This is a genomic window from Photobacterium sp. GJ3 (genome assembly GCF_018199995.1).
GTDB lineage: Bacteria > Pseudomonadota > Gammaproteobacteria > Enterobacterales > Vibrionaceae > Photobacterium.
Genome location: NZ_CP073579.1, coordinates 1521122 through 1543312 on the forward strand (window position 1 = coordinate 1521122; position 22191 = coordinate 1543312).

14 protein-coding genes and 1 pseudogene are annotated in these 22191 nt (G+C 49.7%); 5 read left to right on the forward strand and 10 right to left on the reverse strand.

All coding sequences use genetic code 11. The features are described from left to right. Positions 1-31: 31 nt before the first annotated feature. The 4 genes and pseudogenes from putP to KDD30_RS23605 form a co-directional block, all read right to left on the reverse strand. Positions 32-1527, reverse strand: a pseudogene (putP, locus tag KDD30_RS23590) (sodium/proline symporter PutP). Positions 1528-1738: 211 nt separating this feature from the next. Continuing rightward, positions 1739-2440 (reverse strand): aldehyde dehydrogenase family protein, encoded by a 702-nt coding sequence (locus KDD30_RS23595; protein WP_211650992.1) that lies wholly within the window; start codon positions 2438-2440, stop codon positions 1739-1741. A 29-nt stretch (positions 2441-2469) separates the two neighbouring features. Further along, on the reverse strand, positions 2470-5580 hold the full coding sequence (gene putA / locus KDD30_RS23600) for a bifunctional proline dehydrogenase/L-glutamate gamma-semialdehyde dehydrogenase PutA (RefSeq protein WP_211650993.1): 3111 nt from the start codon (positions 5578-5580) through the stop codon (positions 2470-2472). Positions 5581-5948: 368 nt separating this feature from the next. Then, complete coding sequence (locus KDD30_RS23605) at positions 5949-6737, reverse strand: AraC family transcriptional regulator (RefSeq protein WP_211650994.1); 789 nt, start codon at positions 6735-6737, stop codon at positions 5949-5951. A gap of 742 nt (positions 6738-7479) precedes the next feature. Between KDD30_RS23605 and KDD30_RS23610 the strand changes: the two genes are divergently transcribed. The 3 genes from KDD30_RS23610 (at position 7480) to KDD30_RS23620 (ending at position 10955) form a co-directional block, all read left to right on the forward strand. Continuing rightward, on the forward strand, positions 7480-8436 hold the full coding sequence (locus KDD30_RS23610; RefSeq protein WP_211650995.1) for an AEC family transporter: 957 nt from the start codon (positions 7480-7482) through the stop codon (positions 8434-8436). Between the two features lie 93 nt (positions 8437-8529). Then, positions 8530-9720 (forward strand): putative manganese transporter, encoded by a 1191-nt coding sequence (locus KDD30_RS23615; protein ID WP_211650996.1) that lies wholly within the window; start codon positions 8530-8532, stop codon positions 9718-9720. A 557-nt stretch (positions 9721-10277) separates the two neighbouring features. After that, on the forward strand, positions 10278-10955 hold the full coding sequence (locus KDD30_RS23620; protein WP_211651954.1) for a PAS domain-containing protein: 678 nt from the start codon (positions 10278-10280) through the stop codon (positions 10953-10955). Positions 10956-11022: 67 nt separating this feature from the next. On the opposite strand, the gene pdxH is transcribed toward KDD30_RS23620, so the two are convergent. Then, on the reverse strand, positions 11023-11658 hold the full coding sequence (gene pdxH, locus KDD30_RS23625; protein ID WP_211650997.1) for a pyridoxamine 5'-phosphate oxidase: 636 nt from the start codon (positions 11656-11658) through the stop codon (positions 11023-11025). Between the two features lie 292 nt (positions 11659-11950). Between pdxH and KDD30_RS23630 the strand changes: the two genes are divergently transcribed. Continuing rightward, entirely contained in the window at positions 11951-13768 is a 1818-nt protein-coding gene (locus KDD30_RS23630; protein WP_211650998.1) for an ATP-binding protein, read from the forward strand. Then, positions 13765-15060 carry a sigma-54 dependent transcriptional regulator gene (locus tag KDD30_RS23635; protein ID WP_211650999.1) on the forward strand — a complete coding sequence of 432 codons (1296 nt, stop codon included), beginning with the start codon at positions 13765-13767 and terminating at the stop codon, positions 15058-15060. The genes KDD30_RS23630 and KDD30_RS23635 overlap by 4 nt, the downstream gene beginning before the upstream one ends. Positions 15061-15157: 97 nt before the next feature. On the opposite strand, the gene KDD30_RS23640 is transcribed toward KDD30_RS23635, so the two are convergent. The 5 genes from KDD30_RS23640 to KDD30_RS23660 all read right to left on the reverse strand — a co-directional run bounded on the left by KDD30_RS23640 (position 15158) and on the right by KDD30_RS23660 (position 22146). After that, positions 15158-16819, reverse strand: a complete 1662-nt coding sequence (locus KDD30_RS23640) for a DUF342 domain-containing protein (protein ID WP_211651000.1) — start codon at positions 16817-16819, stop codon at positions 15158-15160. 170 nt (positions 16820-16989) lie between these two features. Beyond that, complete coding sequence (locus tag KDD30_RS23645) at positions 16990-17394, reverse strand: hypothetical protein (protein WP_211651001.1); 405 nt, start codon at positions 17392-17394, stop codon at positions 16990-16992. 324 nt (positions 17395-17718) lie between these two features. Continuing rightward, complete coding sequence (locus tag KDD30_RS23650; RefSeq protein ID WP_211651002.1) at positions 17719-19824, reverse strand: tRNA(Met) cytidine acetyltransferase TmcA; 2106 nt, start codon at positions 19822-19824, stop codon at positions 17719-17721. A 123-nt stretch (positions 19825-19947) separates the two neighbouring features. Then, positions 19948-20925, reverse strand: coding sequence for a ParB/RepB/Spo0J family partition protein (locus KDD30_RS23655; RefSeq protein ID WP_211651006.1), 978 nt, complete (start codon positions 20923-20925; stop codon positions 19948-19950). Positions 20926-20928: 3 nt separating this feature from the next. Further along, positions 20929-22146: a ParA family protein gene (locus tag KDD30_RS23660; protein WP_211651008.1), complete on the reverse strand. Its 1218-nt coding sequence runs from the start codon at positions 22144-22146 to the stop codon at positions 20929-20931. Positions 22147-22191: the final 45 nt, after the last annotated feature.

Below are 22191 nucleotides of genomic sequence, written 5' to 3' on the forward strand. Positions count from 1 at the left end.
CATCCTATGCTTCATTGTGTTATTCGATATTTTAATCGAATGCTTTCAGATTCTTCTCAAACGTATCGAATTGCGTGTGCAGGACAGCAGGCGCGCCACCCGTTGCTTTGCTGACCCCACAATGGCAATGGTTGCAAAGATAAATCCAGGAACGATTTCGTACATATCGAAGATACCGCCAGTCAGCTGTTTCCAGATCACAACAGTCAGGGCACCCACAACAATACCCGCCAGAGCACCATGACGGTTCATGTCACGCCAGTACAGACTCAGCAGCAGTGCCGGACCAAATGCCGCACCAAAACCAGCCCAGGCATAAGACACCAGACCCAGAACCGTGCTGTCCGGGTTCATCGCCAGCATCAGTGCAATCAGAGACAGCACAATAACCGCGACACGACCCACCATCACGATTTCTTCAGTGGATGCATCTTTACGGATGACTTGCTTATAGAAGTCTTCCGCCAGCGCTGAAGAAGAAACCAGCAGCTGAGAATCCGCGGTACTCATAATCGCAGCCAAAATAGCAGCCAGCAAAATCCCCGCAATAACCGGGTGGAAAATCGCATTGACCAGCAGCATGAAGATTCTCTCACCATCCGCCAGCTCACCCGCCAGTTGGTTATCGGCATACAGAATACCGACCAGACCGACCATAATCGCACCAAACATAGATAACGCAGACCAGACAACAGCGATACGGCGTGCGGTGCCAATATCTTTATTGGAACGGGTGGCATTGAAACGTGCCAGAATGTGCGGCTGACCAAAGTAACCCAGACCCCAAGCGGCCAGGGAAACAATGCTGATGAAGGTCAGAGGCTGGCCTTTCACATCATTGAAAATGGTCATCAGTTCCGGGTTTTTCGCTTCCAGAGAAGCCGCCAGATCACCGAATCCGCCCTGCATTGCTGCAATCGGAACGACCAGCAGCGCAGCTGCCATCAGCAGCCCCTGAACCAAATCTGTCCAGGACACCGCAAGGAACCCACCAAACAGAGTGTAAGAAACGACACAAAGGGTACCAATCACAACAGCAAGTTGATAATCCAGACCGAAGACAGTTTCGAACAACTTACCGCCGGCGACCAGACCAGAACTGGTGTAGAAAAGGAAGAACAGCAGAATGAAAAATGCTGAGATGGTCTGGATCAGCTTCGACTTATCCTGGAAACGGTTAGACAGATATTCAGGAATCGTAATCGCGTTATCTGCGGTAATGGTGTAAGTCCGCAGACGTTTGGCACAAATCAGCCAGTTCAGCCAGGTCCCTAACAGCAGACCGCCAGCCAGCCAGATAGATTCCATCCCGGCTGCATAAGCGTAGCCCGGCAGACCCAGCAGCAGCCAGCCACTCATATCGGAAGCGCCGGCAGACAGTGCCGCAGGCCACGGACCTAATGAACGCCCGCCCAGAAAGTAATCGGATGAGTTTGCAGTTCGCTTATAGGCATAGTAGCCGATTGCGAGCATCGCAATCAGATACACGATAAACGTACCTGTGATAGCAAAGCTATTTTCTATCATGATTGAGTTCCCTCGTTTTTGTCGCTCTTGTCACAGCAAGAACTTATTGAATGGTGCTGATCCTTAACAGCATCTGCTGCAGCATGACTGCTCCACCACGGACAACGTACCTGTCGGGGATGTTCGATCCCACTTATCCTTTTTGAAAAAAACCGCCGATCAGAGACCGACGGTTCAGGTCACGAGTCACTGGTAACAGTCGAATGCAGCATTAATGTGCTTCTTCGCCGCTCCCCAATTCCAGCAGAGAGGCATTGCCACCTACCGCAGTAATATTGATCGTTCGCGTTCTTTCCGTTACGAAGCGCAGCGAATAAGTCGGGCTGCCAATCACAGGGTAAGACACGAAGTCAGACTCTGCAATCAATTGCCCAAGCAGCCCGTCACGGGCCGCCAAGTCGCGAGACAGCTTCAATGCTGCTTCGCGGTTTCCGGCATACACCACACCCGCAACTGCGGCATGACGTACGATGTCCTCAAAATCTTTCGCATCAGCCGCCAGCACGACGCCCTTTGGCAGTTCCGCCTGTTCCAGCTCCGTCACGATTTGCTGTGCCGATTTTGCAAAGCCTTCCGGCAGGCACAACAGCACCGTATTTCCGGTCACTAACGCGGCCGTCAGTTGACCGGCCACAGCCACCAGAGGGGCGTCCGCATCTGCCGACACCACAAACAGACCGCGACCCGCGCAATAAAGTTCATTGGTTTCACCCGTTGGGCCCGGCATCAACTCGGCTTCAGCCACATGTTCATTTGCATTGCGGCACTGAAACGCCACCATCGCGGCAACATCAGCATCCTGCTTGCTGCTCCACTGAGTCAGCTGGGTGATCCGCTTTTCATAGCCCAGACCATTCCAGTGTTCCCAGGCTGCATTACTTTGATCGACGATTGCTTGAATACGTGTTGTCATCTTTTAATCCTTTCCAATTCCTGCAGCCATTACGCAGAGAAAACATCTTTCGTGAAACGATACAGATAGTGTGGACCACCCGCTTTCGGGCCGGTACCGGACAGGCCTTGGCCGCCAAACGGCTGAACCCCAACCACAGCACCCACCTGATCACGGTTGATATAGCAGTTCCCCACCCGGGCACGACGCTCAATGTGGCTGTAAGTCCGCTCGTTACGGCTGTGTACACCCATGGTCAGGCCGAAACCAGTCTGGTTAATCTGATCAATCACCTGATCCAGCTCATTCGCTTTAAAGCGAACGATATGCAGAATCGGACCGAAGTTTTCATTTTGCAGGAGATTGATACCGCGAATTTCAAACGCCGTTGGCAGCACAAAATCACCGTGCGTACAATCCGGACTCAGAGCAGCCTGCGCCACCATCTTGGCCTGATTTTTCAGGGCACCAATGTGCGTCAGCAGTTTTTGCTTCGCCGTCTTGTCAATCACAGGGCCCACATCGGTACTGTGCAGCTCCGGACGGCCGACAGACAGCTCTGCCATCGCCCCTTTGATCAGCGCGATAATGCGATCCGCTACGTCTTCCTGGACAAACAGCACCCGCAGCGCAGAACAACGCTGACCGGCAGAAGCAAATGCAGAACGCACCACATCACGCACCACTTGTTCTGGCAATGCCGTGCTGTCAACGATCATGGCATTCTGGCCACCGGTTTCTGCAATGAAAGGCACGGGATCACAGTCGCGCGCTGCCAAGGTACGATTGATGCGCTGTGCCGTCTCGGTCGAACCGGTAAAGGCCACACCAGCAATCCGGACATCAGAAGTCAGGACAGAACCCACCTCAGCACCACGGCCCGGCACAAACTGAATCACACCGGCAGGAACGCCCGCTTCCAGCATCATTTCGATAGCACGGAATGCAATCACAGACGTCTGCTCAGCCGGTTTACACACCACGGTGTTCCCCGCAGCCAGCGCAGCTGAAACCTGACCTAAGAAAATCGCCAACGGGAAGTTCCACGGGCTTATGCAGGCGAATACACCACGTCCCTGATAAGACAACAGGCGTTCTTTGCCATCGAAACCCACGACAGGCGTCTCACCGGCAAATTCAGTCGCAGCCTGGTGCGAATAGAAGCGCAGGAAGTCCACAGCTTCGCGGATTTCATCAATGCCGTCCTGAATCGTTTTACCCGCTTCACGGTGACACAATGCAACCAGCTCACCGGTATGAGCTTCCAGCAAATCGGCCAGACGCTGCAGACAAGCACCACGTTCCGCAGCAGGTGTCGCCGACCATGCCGGATAAGCTTCAGCCGCAACATCAATGGCTGTTGCCACCAGTTCCCGATTCGCAAATGCCACTTCACCGACGGTCTCACGGCGGTCATACGGCGCTGTGACCTGATAGATTTCACCGTCATGAATTTTGCCATTCACAATCGGACCCGCTTTCCAGTGATGCTCGCTGAAAGCAGCAACTGATTCATGGAAAGGTTGCCATGCCGACTCGATCTCAATATTAATGCCTGCAGAGTTTTTCCGATCGGCCCCAAAAATATCTTTTGGCAGCGGGATCAGATGGTTATGCAGCGTTGGACGGGAACGCAGCACATCAACCGGATGCTGGATCAGATCAGAGATTGGGCAACGGGCATCCACCAGACGATGAACGAAAGAGCTGTTGGCACCGTTTTCAAGCAGACGGCGAACCAGATACGGCAGCAGATCTTTATGGCTGCCCACTGGTGCGTAAATACGCACGTTCACGCCATAGATGTCCATCACGTGGTTGTACAGCGCATCACCCATGCCATGCAGGCGCTGGAATTCGAAATCACGATGCTTGGCCATCGCCAGGATCGCAGTCACTGTGTGGGCGTTGTGGCTCGCAAACTGCGGGAAAATCAGGCCGCGAACATGTGAAGACAACAGGAATCGGGCACAGGCCAGGTAAGAAGTATCCGTTGCTTCTTTGCGGGTAAATACCGGATATCCCTCATAACCGCTTTGCTGGCAGAGTTTCAGTTCGGTATCCCAGTACGCCCCTTTCACCAGACGCAACGGGATCACATCGCCCTGGTCTTTACTCAGGGCAGCCAGCCAGGTCAGCACCGGCAGCGCACGCTTGGAGTAAGCCTGAACCACCAGACCAAAACGGCCCCAGCCTTTCACCGCTTCAGAGCGATAGAGTTTTTCAAACAGTTTCAGCGACAGTTCCAGACGATCGGCTTCTTCCGCATCAATGGTGATGCCGACATTCAGCGCACGGGCACGCTTGAGCAGCGCCAGTACGGTTTCGTACATTTCGCTCATCACCCGGCTTTCATTGGACACGTCATAACGCGGATGCAAGGCAGAAAGCTTAATCGAGACCGTCGGGCAAGGTGATTTGGAATGCTTTTTATTATCCAGTCCGACCGCTTCAATCGCTTCAATGTAATCATTGAAGTATTTCTTTGCATCGTCCTGTGTCAGCGCGGCTTCACCCAGCATGTCAAACGAGTATGTGAACCCCTTGTCGCGTTTAGTCTGGCCATTTTTCATGGCTTCGCCAATGGTGCGTCCCAGAACAAACTGGTGACCCATAATTTTCATCGCCTGATGCATCGCTTTACGAATGACTGGCTCAGACATTTTGTTGGTCAGGCGGTTAATCGCGCGTGCAGGGCTGCCATCTTCCTTCTCGTCCATGCTGATCACTTTACCGGTCAGCATCAGCCCCCAGGTCGACGCATTCACAAACAGAGAATCGGAGTTTTTAAGATGAGATTTCCAGTCCGCCACACTCAGTTTGTCGCGGATCAGTGCATCTGCGGTGGCTGTATCCGGAATACGCATCAACGCTTCAGCCAGACACATCAGGAGAATGCCTTCTTTGGTATCCAGACTGTATTCCAGCAACAGGGCGTCAATCATCTGGATAGCACTGCGGTCAGCACGCACTTGCTCAATCAGGCTGGTGGCTTTTTCCTTCGTGTACTGGCGCTCTTGTTCAGAAGGCTCAGCCAAAGGCAACAGCTGTTCCAGCCAGGCAGATTCATCAACCGAATAAAGTGGTGAAATCTGCTGCCAAAGTGCATCTAAAGGTTGCTCAATCAAAGATGGCTGAAGAGCATCTGCCGCATTGAACATAGTCATTCCCTCAATATAGTGGACCTAAATAACCATCAACACCGTTTGTCGTGGGATTCAGGTAAATGTTACACCAGTGTTACTTTAGCGGGGGATTTTATTTCGAACACTTCTCTGCGTCTTACCAAAAACTCCGATCATTTATCGAAAAAGTCCGCTTTATAACAAAATTAGACAGAAGTAATTAGCAAAAAATACTGATTTCGCTCTTAATTGCTGTAAGAAACAGCAACTGAAAGTCCCAAAGGGATACCTTGCTTAACAGATCGAAAATAATAAGAAAAAGATTTTCACAAATATGACGATTGCCGGGGGAAGACGAACTCACGATGAAGAATGGCCGGGTGACAGAACCTCACCCGAGACCACTAAAGCCACTGACGGCGGAATTTGGCGGGGGAAACCCCGAAATGACGTGTGAAAGCCTGCGTGAAGTTGCTCTGGTTCGCAAACCCGGAAGATTGCGCAATCTGCGCCAGGCTCAACTTAGGCTCTTCCATCAGCTGCCGGGCGAACTCCAAGCGCTTTTGCAGCACATACTGATGCGGCGTAACCCCGGTTTGCTCTTTGAAGACTACATGAAACTGGCTTTCCCCAAGAAATACCAGCCCAGCCAATTGAGCCACGGCGATCTTCCGTGAAAGATGCTGCTGAATGTAATGATCAATGACATCCATATTCAGTCTTGGCAGATACCGTTCAGAGGCCAGCGGTTTAAAATGCCGTTGAAGAACGCACATCAGCGTATCGGTACAGGCTTTACTCAACAGCAAGTCATCCGGATGTGCCTGCATTTCTGCGGTTAAAGCCCGGATCAGGGTCTGCGCCTGATTATCGAGATGAAAATAAGCAGAACGATCAAACAATTGGTGCATCCGATCAACCGCATAATCCTGGACCGTGTCGCCGATCGTCGGGACATTCAGCACCAGAATTTCATTTTGGCCGATGCCGGAAAAGCCATGGTCTGAATCTGCCGTCACCAGACAGCCCTGACCAGAGCAAACCAGACTGCCGTAGCCTTCAATCTCGAATTCAGTCTGGCCGGACAGCGCAATCACCACCTGGTTATAACCATGGTTATGGTGATCCATATGTTCCGGTAATTTCATAATCTCCGCAGGTCTGAATCCTGGCAGAGGGGTCATATCCTTCATCCGTTCTTCCTGCGTTGACAGCATCCTGGCTTCGCTGCCAGATCTCAATCCAGCCCGCATCATAATCGATCCACGCCAGCAATGAAAAGGGCTGCGCAGCGCATGCCAGCGACCTTGATCATCTTTCCTGATACAGCCGCAAAATTTAGATCACCAAGCAACGGAAGCGTGATCAAGCCTAAACTTTTTACGGCCGCTGTCATTTCAATTTTAAGCCGATGAATTTTCAGGCAGAACATCTGTGCGACTTTCTGTCGTTTCTACATCCAGCTGCTCTTGGGTACCTCAATACGGATCACATCATTGATCTAATAAAATCAATTAGTTAAAAAGGATCACTTGATCATTCTTCCATCAGCAAAGTTGTCGATCACAAGAGGTGGCGGGGATCCAACCCGATGTTGTCCCGCTTGACCTTGATCATGCTTCTGTTCCGATCCAACCCGGCCAGCGCGCTCATCCCGGATCTTTCCATAGGATCTTACTTGATCATCTTTCCAGTTCAAATGACACTCGCCGTTATTTATTCAAGCTTGATCATCTTTCCGTTGATAAAACAAGGTGATAGTGCAAAAACCAACCTCACCGAGTGGTCTTCAGCAGCTTCGATATGAAAGAAATGAAAAAAATACCATCTCAATCGGTTCGTTACTGTTGATCAACAAACTTTGTGGTAAAACAAAACCTTCCGGTATTGCAGGTTTCTTACCTGCTTCTCCCCCCTATTGATAAAGGATGCACAATGGGTGAATTTCTGACGCAGCTTGCTTTCTCATTTACCGTAACCGGGCCAATTTTCATCATGCTGGCTCTGGGTATCGCATTGAAAAAATGGGGAATTATTAATGATGCCTTTACTCAGTCTGGCTCCAGGCTGGTGTTTACGGTCACCCTGCCCACATTGCTGTTCCTGAATCTGGTGGATGCTGACATCCATCAACTTGGCAGTGGTGAACTTTTCATCTTTGCTGCCATTGCTAACATTGCCGTGTTTCTTCTGTTTGAGTTTCTTGCGGGAAGAATGATCAAGGTTTCATCAGAACGTGGCGTGGTTGTGCAAGGCGCATTTCGGGCTAATACAGGGATTATTGGTTTGGCTTATGTCGCCAATGCCTACGGCAATGCGGGCATCGTTGTTGGTGCACTTTATGTCGCCGTCATTACGGTGCTCTACAACATCCTGGCTGTCATTACACTCAGTCGTTCAAATGCAGCATCCGCATCCCTTGATCATCGTTACGTACTGAAAGCAATTTTAACCAATCCTTTGATCCTCAGTATCTGTAGCGCACTCCCGTTTACTTTCCTTGAGATCAGACTGCCAGATGTCCTGATGCAATCCGGCCGTTACTTTGCAGACATGACTTTGCCACTGGCGCTGCTGTGTACGGGGGCCAGTCTGGATTTCCGGCAGTTACGTCAGGAATCTTCACATGCAAACCTGTCCACTTGCGCGCGCTTGATCATCGCTCCGGTTTTGATCACGATCGCAGGCTACTTATATGGTTTCCGCGATCACACCCTTGGGATCATTTTTCTGATGAGTGCAGCTCCCACCGCAGCGGCCAGTTATGTCATGGCACGCGCCATGGGCGCAAACGCGAGTCTGGCGGCCAATATCATTGCGATGACAACCCTGGGATCCATGCTGACCTGTAGTTTGGGTTTAACCCTGCTGAAAACACTGAAAATAATCTGATTTGTCACTCGGATCCAAAAAATTGAATTGATAATCACTCTCAACTTGGATTAAATAGGAATAGTTCTTATTTACGATGAGTTGAGCCCCGTTATGGTCACACTGATTCGATCGCTGCCCGTCCACCAACTCGGAAAGCGCTGGCGACTCGCCAATAAACGTTTTCTGTTTCCGGTGCTGCTGCTGGTATTGCTCGCAACACCTATCTCCCGGGAAATCACCGTCAACGTTCTGGCAGATGCTTTCTGGCAGGTTGCCGCTTATGTCGCGGCGACGCTGACAATCTACCATGTCATTTCAGCCCGAATGAACCAGCACGGCCTGCTCCGAACTCAGCTTCAGCACAGCCGTCGCTTTCAGGTTGTTTTTTCTGCTGCCATGGGGGCTTTACCTGGTTGTGGCGGAGCCATCATTGTGATGACTCAGTTTGTCCGCGGCCAGCTCAGTTTCGGTTCTGTAGTGGCTGTCCTCACCGCGACTATGGGAGATGCCGCTTTTCTCTTGCTGGCAGCCAAACCGGCAACCGGCTTATTGATTGTATCGATTGGCTTTTTTGTCGGATTAATTTCCGGCTGGCTGGTAGATACGATTCATGGCGCCGATTTTATGCGACCCACTGTGACTCAGGAGACTGAATCATCTTGCTGTCAGCCGACAAGCAGCCAGCACAATAAAGCCGTACGATGGCAAGGGATGTTCTGGCAATGGCTGTTGATTCCCAGCGTCGTGTTTGCTGTGCTCGGTTCTTTACAAGTTGATACTGATGTATTTTTTCATCTGCCAGAACACACCACTGCTGTTCTGGGCGCAGGACTGGCACTCCTGGCCATGACTTTATGGTCATTCAGTCGCGACGTTCAGGGCTATCAGGATGTCGTTTCTGAAGATCCGAAACCCGAAACCACAACGTTGTTTCAGCGTGTCGCGCAAGACACCAACTTTGTCACGACTTGGGTGATTAGTGCGTTTCTTTGTTTCGAATTCATCATGACGCTCACGCAATGGGATCTTCAGCATATCTTCGCTGGCTGGGGAATTCTGATGCCCTTACTTGGCGTCCTGATCGGGCTCATCCCGGGCTGTGGTCCGCAAATTCTGGTGACATCCTTGTTCCTGCAAGGTGCAATTCCACAGTCAGCGCAACTGGGAAATGCAATCAGCAATGATGGCGATGCTCTCTTTCCAGCCATTGCTCTTGCCCCCAAAGCAGCATTAGTGGCGACCTTCTATTCAAGCCTCCCAGCCTTGTTGGCTGGCTATTCCTTTTACTGGATATTCGAGTAATCGCCATACGCGGATCAAACCATTTAAAAAAATTGCATAAAAAAATCGACCTCAGGTCGATTTTTTATTATCTTAGAGGCTCTTATCGCATTGTTTAATAGCACTGCATCGCATATAAAACACCGTATTCCACATCCAGTCCATACTTCCGTGGAATTGTCAATAGGTGATTTCCCCCCTTATGTGAAAGACTCTCCTTCACTATAGTTAGTCCTGTAGGCAATTGAAGAAAACCCTCTCTTCGGCTGTCTGCAGTATCCAGATTTGGATACATGCCAATGAGGTTCTTTGATATATACCCTCATATCAAAGTCATGAACTTGATTGGATACCTCTTCTACACGTCGTACAGGATTGTACTCTTAGGAGTCAAACTCTTGTCTTTGCCGGCCATTTTGGCCGGCTTTTTTTCTATTTTATTTCTATCTCGTCTAAGTTTTCGGCACCCTTGTATTGTAACATTCGATGCATCCATTAAACTCAGTGTTATCCCGCCCATCAAAATAATAAAATCTGGCTAAAGCGTGAAAGATACACTTGATCCCAATTTATTGCATATGTTCAATCAACTTCCTGGCTGTTGGGGTTGTAAAGATACGGACTCAATTTTTGTCTATGCCAATGAGGAATATGGAAAAATCATTGGTGTCGAGCATCACTTAGATTGTGTGGGCCGTACCGATTTTGATATGCCCAGCCCAACGATTGAATGTGCCGAATCCTTCAGAGATCAAGACCATCAGGTCATGAATAGTGAAAAACGTATGCGTGTTCTGGATATCCATCCTTATTCGGATGGCAACTGGCGTGCACATTTATTCACGAAAATGCCATGGCGGAGTGAAGAAAATGAAGTCGTTGGTACCATCTTTTCAGGGATTGAGTTGAAAGATACGGCCATACTCGAAGTTGGTCATTGGATTTGTCGGGCAGCCGGTTTGAACAACCAGCAACAAACTTCTTTCAGTCTGGATTTGCATCGACAACAGGTTCAGCTCAATACCAGAGAATCTGAAGTCCTGTTTTTATTGCTGTATGGAAAAAAACCGCAATACATTGCCAAAGTGCTTAATGTTTCAGTGAAAACGATTGAAAACTATGTCATCCGACTGCGTGAAAAATTTAATGCAAACTCCAAGAATGAGTTAATCGATTTAGCCCTCGATTTGGGTTTCGGTTCGCACATTCCGGAAAGTATGCTCACGCATCAACTTTCAATCATCTTGAAAGAGTAAACACAGACGGAAATCTCATAAACAACAGGCCACCCAAGGGTGGCCTGTTGATTTCAAGAACACAAAATTAAGGAGCAAGACGATCAATCTGCCAGCTGTCGCCATCCCGCTCATACAAAAAGCGATCATGCAGGCGATGCTCTCCGCCCTGCCAGAATTCCACAGACTTCATCCTGACACGATAGCCACCCCAAAACGTTGGGAATGGCACTTCGCCTGCAGAGAACTTCTGTTTCAGCTCCATGAACTTTCCTTCCAGAGCCTGGCGAGCCGTCAGCCTAGAACTTTGCTTACTCGCCCAAGCTGCAATCTGACTTTCCTTCGGACGAGATGAGAAGTATTTCATGACTTCAAGTGTGGATAGCTTTTCCGCAATACCAGTAACGTGTACCTGACGCTCAAGCGGATGCCATGGAAAATGTAAGCTAATCTTCCCATTCTCAGCTAATTGAGCCGCCTTACGACTACTCAGGTTAGTGTAAAACACAAACCCCTGCTGATCGAAATGCTTCAACAAAACAATACGCTGGAATGGTTGCCCGGTTGCATCAACCGTCGCGACCGTCATTGCTGTCGGATCAGTCAGTCCAGCTTCAATCGCTTGCTGTAACCAGTGATTAAACAACTCGATTGGTTCCTGAGGCAAATCTTTGCGGCGTAAACCACCCCGGGTATATTCGCGACGAATATCAGACAACTCCATTGTATTCTCCGTTTACTGTTACGACAGCTTACCGCCCCGGTATCGCCATCGAATCAATGATAAGTGACGGCTGAATTGTCCATCTAAGCGTTTACAAAAACAAGCAAATCCTCACAACAACTCAGCGAGGCGTGACTCGTTTTTCAATGTCGGGACAAAAGGGCATGCGTCCTCGAACCTCTCTCCTCTCCTTCCCTTTGCTGCGGTAACTGACTGACACACACTCATTTAGCCACACCCACGAAAAAATGATAATTTGTTTGAACCCCTCTTTGTATGCAGAACATCCATTGTGCTCAAAAGAAAAAAACTTGCGCTGATCACTGGCCTTGGGATCCTCCTGTCGATATTCATTGCATTTCTGACGAAGCAGCATTTTACGATCGCGCTGTCGAATCAAATCAAAGACGACATCACGGCTTTAGGTGAGAAATTAGATCAGCGACTCAGACGCTACCAACAGTTACCACAGCTGCTGGCCCATGATCCCAGACTGCTTGATTCACTCAATGCGGCCTTCGCGCCATCGAGTGAACGAAACGCCAAGCTGCTGCAAACGAATTTGTTGCTGGCTTACTGGGCAAAAACGCTCAGCGCAGATACGATCTACCTCTTAGATAAACACGGGGAGACACTGGCTGCCAGCAACTGGCATCAACAAGATAGTTTTGTTGGATTCAATTACGCCTATCGGCCCTATTTTAAAGATGCGATGAAAGGTGGATTGGGGCAGTTTTTTGCACTGGGGATTAGTTCAGGGAAGCGTGGCTATTTTTTTTCTGCGCCGGTTTTTGATCAGCAGAATCAAGTGAGCGGTGTCATCGTCATCAAAATTGATTTGAATCTTGTCGATGAAATCTGGCAGTACCAGGAGTTTGAGTATGTGATCAGCGACCCACGCGGGGTGATTTTCTACAGTTCAATCGACAGCTGGATTTATCACAGTCTGGTGCCTTTAACGGAAGCACAACGAACTCAGGTGGTTGAAAGCCGGCAATACGGCACGCCCACACTGACGCCTTTAACCGAATTACCCAGCCTTCAGGTACTCAATGGCCAGACGCAAGCTGACATTCTGATCCCGGCGGAGCAACGCATTCACACTTTCCTCCATGCCCATCATGATATGAACACTGCGGGATGGGTCATTTACGGCTTCACACCAACACATCAGATTCTGAGTCCGGTCTTCGAAAGTGTTTTACTATTTATCGCCTTTTACATTCTGCTGATTCTGGTGATGAATTACTGGTGGCAAACCGTGAGTGCGAAGGCAGCCTTAGCCGATCTGAACAGTACGCTTGAGCAGCAAGTCGCGGAACGGACGGACCATCTTCATCAGGCAAACAAGCAACTCTGGCATGCCATTGAGCAATATGAACTGACTCAGGCTGAACTGAAAGAGACTCGAACCGAATTGATTCAAACGGCGAAAGTCGCCATGCTCGGAGAATTATCTGCGAGTATCAATCATGAAATTAATCAGCCTCTGGCAGCCATGCGCACCTACAGCGAAAACAGTATCAAACTTCTGGCAAGAGAGAACTACCCCGCAGTCGCAGACAATCTGGCGCAGTTAGTCCAGCTCAACCAGCGAGTTTCAGATATCATTGCCCGGTTCAAAGTGTTTGCCCGCAAAGGACTTCAGCAAAACAGCCAGATTCATGCGGCCCAATCCATCCGAAATGCGCTCGAACTGATGCACGCGCCCCTGACCAAACATCGCATCGAGTTGCATCTGGACCTGGATGAATCCATCAACATCAAAATCGATGCAGTGCAATTTGAGCAGGTCGTCATTAACTTATTACAGAATGCGATTCAGGCTCAGGACTCGGTCAGCCAAAAACAAATTGGTATCACTCTGAAAGCTGGCCGTCAGCGGTGTATTCTCACCCTCTGGGATCGTGGCCCCGGACTGGATAACACGCAGAAACAACGTATCTTTACCCCATTTTTTAGCACCAAACATGACGGACTGGGATTAGGGCTGACGATCTGCCGCCGGATACTGGATTTATTTTCTGGCAGTTTGACCGTTCACGACCACGCTGACGGTGGCGCCGAATTTCAAATCAGCTTACCCCTTGCCGAAGAGGACCCCCAATGAAACAACCAGTCATCTTTATCGATGATGATAAAGCCATCCGTGACTCTTTAGGGCAAACCCTGATGCTTGAAGACTATCAGGTTCAATTGTTTCACAGTGCACGCCAGGCACTGGATGCATTTGATCCCCAATTTCCGGGGGTGATTATTACCGACATGAATATGCCGGGTATGGATGGCATGACGTTCCTCAAACATGCCCTTCAGATTGATCATGAACTGCCCGTTATCATGCTGACCGGACACGGTGACATTTCAACCGCAGTTGATGCCATGCGATTAGGGGCCTACGATTTTCTGGAGAAACCGTTCTCAACTGAATATTTACTGGATGTCGTCAAACGCGCTTGCGATAAACGGGATCTGATTTTAGAAAACAGAGAGCTCAAGCGAGAACTGGCATCCCAGAGTCATCCGGGACCGCGGATACTCGGCAATACACTGGCAGTGAAGCAATTACGCCATCGCCTCTACCATCTGAAGGAATTACCTCAGGCTGTGTTTCTTCAGGGTGAAGAGGGCTCCGGGAAACGCATGATGGCAACATTTCTCCACGAACATAGTCAACGCCAGCACCAGGCCATGATGACGATTCAAACTCAGGAACTGAATGATCAGCAAGCAGAATTGCTGCTTCAGGGGCCAGAAGGAAAATGGCATGCTGCACAGGGCAGCAGTCTCTACATTGAAAATATTGAGTTGCTACCGCCTCAAACCCAACAGGTGCTCGTAACGCTGTTGCAATCACAATCTGAAAACACCGAACCGAGCCATCAAGTCCGACTGATTGCCAGTAGTCAGCATCCGTTGCACCATCTTCTGGCGTCTCAGCAACTTTTACCTGCGTTGATGTCTATGTTCGAGGGAGCCGTGCTTGAGATACCTCCGCTTCGCGAGCGCCAAGACGACATCCCCCTCCTGTTTCAGAATTTTATCCGGACCGCAGCCTCGCGATATAACCTCGAAGCGCCGGTGCTCAGTGTTGAACAGGAACAGCGACTCGTCGAACACCGCTGGCCGGGGAACGTCAGAGAACTCCGGAACCTGGCAGAACGGATCGTTCTTCTGGGTAATCATTTTGATGAAAGTCAGACGCTTGAAATCGACAGCCCACCTTTGACTCTGGTCGATAAGGTCACTCAGTTTGAATTCACACTCCTCAGTGATGCTTTACGTCGCCACAATGGGCGACTCAAGGACGTACAATCCGAACTGGGCATTGCGAGAAAGACGCTCTACGACAAGATGAAAAAACACGGTTTAGATAAAGAAGACTTTAAAGAATCAAATTAACTTCGCCAATACTTTGAAATTTACAGTGTAAATAACGCTCTGATTCTAACCTGCGGTCGATTGCACTAAAATTTACACTGTAAATCCAATCCAGACTTTAGCTGTGTTTCATGTGTAGCGGTTGGCAAACGAATTGATGGTCCCTCAAACAAATCACGCTGGATCTGATTTCATGTTCGATCACAAATTCTTTTTCTTCAATCCGAACATGCACACCAGGGTGAATCAAGCCACTCACTTCAACACGGGCATTTTCCATTTGTTGCTGATATTGCGCTTGCAGCATCTGCTGAAGTGCTTTCATCTCAGCGAGCGTTGCCATGAATTGCGCTTTACCGGTTTCCAGCTTGGCCATATATTCCGGTGAACGCTTCTCCTTCGGCAGTTTTGACATCTTCATCTGCAAAACAACCAGCTGATGCAAGCGTTCTTCCTGCGCTCTCATCTCAATTCGAGTTTCATCAATCTGTGCTTTTAAAGCCTGGAACTGTCCCATTAAATGAATTTGGGTTTCAACGCCAGCCTCTGCACCCAGTACGCAGGCATGAACGCCACCATCCGCTTCAATGCGTCCGCCCGTAATACTGCCATGCCGTTGTGCAATATCAATCACACGAACCTCACCTTTTGCCTGCACCCAACTGTGTGCGAGATGAAGATGTAACTCGGTGTCACCGCCTGAACTGATGTGAGCATATTGAGCAAATCTCGCTGCCACTTTTCCCTGAGCAGCTAACGTGCAATATACCGGCTTTCCATCCTGCATCCGGCCAATGACGCCACTCGCGACTGTGATATCCCCGCCTGCACTCAGTTCGGCAAGTTCAACAACCCCTGTGATTGTAATATTTCCGGCAGCCTGAATTTTCATCCCGGGGCTGACATCACCGTACACCAACACGGCGCCGTTGAAATCAATATGGCCTGTTGTGACGTCGACACCATTCAGCGTCATCACTTCATCAACAGCCATGCCGGACGTGCCATGCCGGGGCATGCCGTCTCTGGTTGCGATCAACAGGTGCTCGTCATCCTCTGCCACACGAGTCCCGATACCAACATCAAAGGAGATTGCTTTTCCTGCCACCGGTGGAACCGCTTTGCCATGAACATCATAACCTGGCTGGCCTTGTGTGGGTGGCGTTCGGCGCATTAGCGGTTGTCCCGCAGACACCGTAATCTGTTTGCCCAGATTACGCATATCCACCTTACCGTGATCACTGTCTTGCGGAGCGAGAATACGTGTTGAAGCGTCCGGCACGAGGGCTTCAAACTGTGTATCAGAACCATGGATTGCTGGCCGTCCGGCTGCAATTTTCAATGAGAATCTTTCACCAGGGGCAAGTTCCCAGCTTTTTTGCAGTAAGAACTGCAAGCGTTTTTTACTGACGCCACGAACAATCGCATGCGACTTCAGAATTGAGATCAAATTCTGGGCCGACAGTTTCTCGCCACCAAATGCCCCGGTCAGCGTTACAAAAGCAAACATGTGGTCTTCTGAAATCTCAATTTCAACGGCCACATCTTTCCGCTCAGCAATCCTGAATGCGGATTCACCGGTCATTTCTGGTTGGCTGAGAAACAGGATCACCTGCTCAACAGCATCGTCATCGATCTGAAAATCATGATAGGGAGACTGGGCTAATAAATCCTGTATGAGTGTCTGATCCAGCTCGGGTAAATCCCCCGTCTCTGGTTTTCTCACAATTAAGCTAAGGCCAGCACCTTCAGGTTCCAGCGTTAGCAATGAATCCAGCATGAAGGACTCCTTCTTCCTTATCAATAACCTTTATCGGACGAAATCTTACAGAAGTTTCAATCCCGTAGACATAGAAGAAAGTCACACTTCACACAAACCCAGAAAAGACAAAGACAAAGAAGCGAGCAAGGTCAACCTTACTCGCTTGTCAGAAGGCGTAGTGCCCAAAATTAATCGACAATTAACCAGTTTAAATCATCATCCGTTAACCAATCATCCGGATGAAACTGGTAAATACAAGGTAAATGAACGTCATTATCCCCAGAGGATTCAGCTGTCAGATAACCCTCCAACAGTCTCAGGCCCTGGACCTGGAGTTGATACGATGCCGCCAGATCCAACGGGACCATCGCGGAAAAATAGATACAATTTTTGCTGAGTTTATTGAGCCGGACTTTTAACCCCAAACGATAACTTTCGGATGGGTTCAACTCTTGACGCGCATGTCCCTTCTTCAATAAACGAGCCGCATGTCCTCCCGACACAAGGCTAAATGTCATATTCGGTTTGGCAATCCGCAGTCCAGATTCAGACCAGGCTCGCATCGCTTTACTTTCTACCTTAACGAAACTCATATCCCACCCCTTAGCGCTTCATCGGGTCTGCCGACCATCATTATTATTCTGTGCTTGCAGGTGAATCACCAAGACAGACAAGCTTCAGTATGTTTCTCGTGCTCAGGTAAAATAACTCTAGCCTAATTTTGCTGTTTCTGTGGTTGTACCTTGTATTTTTTTTCCACTCAATACCGTGATATGTAAGTGGACGCTTACCCGAAAGTGCCTGAGTAATCGTGGCTCATTGAATCCACCAATACTGAGCAGAAATTTGAAAATCACGAAAGGTACTGATTTACAGTGTAAATCATGCTTGCGTCAGATTTACACTGTAAATAGAGGTTAATCAGTCAAAAATGGAAAAGAATTGGCGACAAAATTTCTTAAAAATAACTCAGCTTTTTTCCGTCCGGTAAAACCAAATTGCCCAGAAATATCAGCCCAACTTCGACGTTGGAGCACTTTAGCAACAAGCACATCCATCCCTTGATCTGAAGAAAACTGCCCGGCTTTGATTCTGTGTTGCAACCACAGTGTTAGCTGGCCCACAATCAAATCGTATCCAAGCCCGCCATGTGAGAAACGCTGAAGCTGTGCCTCAGTTGAAGCTGGTATCTGAGGTAAAAAAACGTCAGTGAGCGCCTGGCGATAAAGCGACAGAAAGACATCAACATCCAATTGTTGAAATTGCTCGCATGCTTGCGCCATAAAATTAATGGCAAAAGATAACTGTGCCTCGCGAAACCATCTGTTCGCCACAGCCAACAGCGGTAATACCATCAGCAAAGAGTGGCAGCCACTGGCGGCATCTTTCATCACACCCAATCGGATGGGTGTGTATCCGGCCTTCTCCCAAAATGGCAGTAACTCACCACTCGCAGCGAAGCTGGTCCCCAGGTAATCCAGCGAATGGTGCTGAGCCCATTTTAAAATGCATTGCAGCATGCCAGCGCCAACCCCAGATCGCCGAACATCATCATGAACGGCAATCCGCAAAATTCGGGCGCAATGTTGGTGAGCCGCTTCAGCAATACCTAAATGGGCGGCAACGGACTGTGCGAGTAAATGCCCTTTGGGTCTGCGTTGCCCGTGAGCGATCGCTTCTGCCAAGTGAGCTGGGAAACCACCTTCTTTTGAAACGAGTGCGCAGCCAATGATTTGATCATGGCTGAGTGCAACGAACACAGAGACCAAGGGATCATCAAGTAGCTGTTTCAGATCAGAAGGGGACGTCTGATAATGCGCGTGTACAAGAAGCCCAAATAAATGTTTCAGCCGCGCCGGGTGAGACATCAGCCATGCCGAATCGACCTGCTGATACGCAACCGAGGATGAATCAACCGGCAGCGATAACAAGGCGGGTTCAGCATCCAGCAATAGCGTATCAAACAGCCAGGCTTCCAGGGGATCACCATCCGCCCACCGGATAGGTTGTGCCAGCGTCATCGCACGCCATTGCGGTGTGACCTTATCCAATACCGCCCTGAATTTGATAGCAAAACCTCGGCCAGTACCTTCATAACCATGAACTGTGGAGGCAAACACAACCCGGGAAAACTTCACTAACATGCGTTGCAGCAATGGCGCGGGAATCGCTGCGGCTTCGTCGACAATCAGCAAATCCACTGCCGGTGCTTCAGCCAGCAGATGATCGGGCGCCATAAATTGAAGCTGGCTTCCGTGTGCATTCAGAGCTGTTTCACCTTGGTACGGCCTGTCCAGTACACAGGCAGCATGCTGGAAAAGCGTTTGTGTTTGTCGCTGTCTGGGTGCAGTCACAACAATCTGCCGTGGCTTTTCCAGCATCAGGCCGGCAGCGGCAATACCAAGCGCTGAGGATTTTCCGCGCCCGCGATCGGCAGTCAGCACCAAAGGACGACGCCGGTGTCCGGTCACGACACGTCGAATCGCCTCGACCGCCTGAAACTGTTCTGCACTGCGGCAGCCATCGGGAAAACAAAGTTCAGCGGATTCGGCATCATCACATTGCTGATTGCGTTCAGGCAGCACGGGCAGTATGGCTATGCCCGATGCGTCAAAACGAAGTGGCACAATTTCAGGCAGATGAAGTTGAGTAAAGAAATGCTGCATGAAGGGCGTTTGCCAGGCTGGCGGGCAACTTTCAGGCAGCAAGAAAACCAGCACGCCACCACCGCGAACAGTGCCGGCCACTGCAGCCAGCGCCTCAAGAGAAAACTCATCATGCAGATCAACGACCAGTGCCTCGCAGTCCTGACCCAGCCAGCCGAGAGCTTGCCTGGTCGTCACAGCCTGAAACCCTGAAGGCGCATCACCGCCAAGCCATAAACAAGCCGTGTACAGAGAAAGCAGTGGCTGGACAGCCTCCCTCGCCTGTTCAGCATCACTTTCAATTCGTAACATCAATCGATGCCGGGTCAGACGTGCGTGGGTGACATACTCAGAAAAAAAACAGGACAGATCAGACATACAGGCAGGCCTCTGAAGCCATAAAATCATGCGCGAAAAACTGGCCTGTATACTATCAAGACGCACAAAAAAAGCCACGTCAGTGACGTGGCCATTTCGGTGGGACCCGGGAAATCGAAACGATTACTTCAGGTAATCGGCTAAATACGACAGAATATGTTCCGCCTGTTGTTCAGATAACTGACTGAGTTTCAGTTGCAGTTTATCGCCATCACGCACATAAGACGCCTGACCTTTGATCAGCTCGACAGCCTGTGGTTTTGATTCAACAGCAGTTGACGGGCGGACTTTTTCGCTCAGCGCTTCAATATGATGAGTCACTTCGCGGGTGATTCGGGTGATCCCTTGCGCATCAACCCGCTGCCAGACAGGCTGTTCTTGTTTCGACAATGCATCCACAAACGCTTGCTGCTGTTTTTCATCTAACGAGAAATACATTTTATGCAGCTTCACAATCGTTGGACGTCCCAGCTCTCCCACGCTCGGATATGCCATCAGCAATTCCATCGGCAGGCTGGCAGCTTTCAGCGCACCACTCACCAATGCTTCACTGCACTGACAATAGCGTGCGAGTGCTTTTTGATCCGAGACCTTGCCCGTAGCCAGCAACGCCTGCATCTCTTTACCGCGTTCAAACAGCGACAAAGGCTTGTGTGCGTTCGCCACATCGGACAGGAACTTCGCGTGATCGCTCTGGATGCCGCTGGCCACATAAATCAGAAAGTCCTGATTCGCCAGAATACACGCCATCCGGCGACGGCTACCATCCAGGACTTCAATCCGACCATCTTCCAACCAACGGCCAACCGCGGGGTATTGCTGTCCGCGGTCTTTCAGCGTGGTCAGAATATCGGCCAGCGCATGCTCATTCAGGAACGCCTGTTCACGGGCATTTTGGGCAAAGACCTGCGTTTTCCCTTCAATGTCATCCGCATTCACTTTCACCAATTCAAAAGCAACCGTCTTTTCGCCGGCCACGGCCAGCTCAATCACTGCCGCTTTATCCTGCGCTGCACTTTGCGCTTCTGCGACGGTGGTTGCACGGCGCTTATCTGCCTTGCCAAACAGACGGGCATTCAGATCATTTGTTTTTATCGCCACCTGTTATTTCTCCTGGTTCAAATTCGCCCAGTGACTGTGCATGACACGTTCCAGCTCGAGGCCAACCCGCTGAATTGCGTCCTGGGCAGTCGATAAAGTTTTCTTGCCCCCTTCAAAATCTGACGTCGTCAGATCGAAAACGGTACTGTAAGTATCCGCACAAGTTTCGAAAGCACGGCTGCGAGGCACAGTCGCCATCATCACCTGTTCTTGCAGCAGGTAGTTCATTTCAGTCAGAACCGAAACCTGCTTCTTGTTATCATCTTCGAACATGGTCGGAATCAAACGGATAAACTCCAGTCCATGCCAGTCTTCCGGGAACATCTCATAAACGGTTGGTAAATGCTGGAAGAAATTAACCGTCGATGCCCAGTCCAGACGCTTCGCAGCACAAGGGATCAGCAACGCATTCGAGGCATACATCGCATTCCAGACCAGCGGGTCAATGTGCGGACCGGTATCAATCATGATGATATCGAATTCATCTTCAATCTGGTCAATCACCCGCTCTTTCAGCAAACGAACAATATCAAGATTCTGATTCACCGCTAGATCCTGCCATGCATCTGCGTTGAACATGGCATCTTCCGGGAAAGCCGCAATGGTTTTCAGGTTTGGATATTGCGTTGGCATGACGACATTATTCATCATGAATTCTTTATCTGTGGCCTGCTCTTCCGGAATGTTGCCCAGCATGACATCCACGGCAGAGTAGATGTTCTGCTGATCACCAATGCTGATTTGCGGGTTCAGGAACAAACGCAGCGAGCCCTGAGGATCCAGGTCAATCAGGCAGATACGGTAGCGCTTGTCGAGATCCAAAGCCAGACAAGCAGCCAGATGAACGGCGGTCATCGATTTTCCCGTCCCGCCTTTCTGGTTCTGAACATTCACAACCCATGGCTTGCGCTTGCCACTCTGACGCTCGTGAAATGCCGACCGCTCTGCCGCGTCCATCAGCATATGTGCTTCATTCAGCGTAATCGAGTAATGATTGGCGTTGTTCTTTGTAAACTGATGCCCCTCGGATTCCATACGGGCAATCGCTTCATCCAGTTTACGACGGGTCAATCCGGAACGCGTTTCCATCAAGGCTTTCGACATTGAAGGGAAGTGATCGTCTCTTCTCTCTTCCAGTACAATTTCAATCCGGTCCGCCTGGACCTGTTTCGTCTGCTCTGCAATTTTGAGCAGGTTTTCAATTGTCTCTAACCGATTCATGTTGTTCTGTCACCCTAAGCGTGTGTTTGACAAAATTGTACAACA

Excerpts from the sequence above, each read along its gene's own strand:
- KDD30_RS23610 (WP_211650995.1), top strand. The coding sequence starts at position 7,480 with ATGGGTGAATTTCTGACGCAGCTTGCTTTCTCATTTACCGTAACCGGG.
- KDD30_RS23605 (WP_211650994.1), bottom strand. The coding sequence starts at position 6,737 with ATGAAGGATATGACCCCTCTGCCAGGATTCAGACCTGCGGAGATTATG.
- KDD30_RS23640 (WP_211651000.1), bottom strand. The coding sequence starts at position 16,819 with ATGCTGGATTCATTGCTAACGCTGGAACCTGAAGGTGCTGGCCTTAGC.
- pdxH (WP_211650997.1), bottom strand. The coding sequence starts at position 11,658 with ATGGAGTTGTCTGATATTCGTCGCGAATATACCCGGGGTGGTTTACGC.
- KDD30_RS23595 (WP_211650992.1), bottom strand. The coding sequence starts at position 2,440 with ATGACAACACGTATTCAAGCAATCGTCGATCAAAGTAATGCAGCCTGG.
- KDD30_RS23635 (WP_211650999.1), top strand. The coding sequence starts at position 13,765 with ATGAAACAACCAGTCATCTTTATCGATGATGATAAAGCCATCCGTGAC.
- KDD30_RS23650 (WP_211651002.1), bottom strand. The coding sequence starts at position 19,824 with ATGTCTGATCTGTCCTGTTTTTTTTCTGAGTATGTCACCCACGCACGT.
- KDD30_RS23660 (WP_211651008.1), bottom strand. The coding sequence starts at position 22,146 with ATGAATCGGTTAGAGACAATTGAAAACCTGCTCAAAATTGCAGAGCAG.
- KDD30_RS23645 (WP_211651001.1), bottom strand. The coding sequence starts at position 17,394 with ATGAGTTTCGTTAAGGTAGAAAGTAAAGCGATGCGAGCCTGGTCTGAA.
- putA (WP_211650993.1), bottom strand. The coding sequence starts at position 5,580 with ATGTTCAATGCGGCAGATGCTCTTCAGCCATCTTTGATTGAGCAACCT.
- KDD30_RS23620 (WP_211651954.1), top strand. The coding sequence starts at position 10,278 with ATGTTCAATCAACTTCCTGGCTGTTGGGGTTGTAAAGATACGGACTCA.
- KDD30_RS23615 (WP_211650996.1), top strand. The coding sequence starts at position 8,530 with ATGGTCACACTGATTCGATCGCTGCCCGTCCACCAACTCGGAAAGCGC.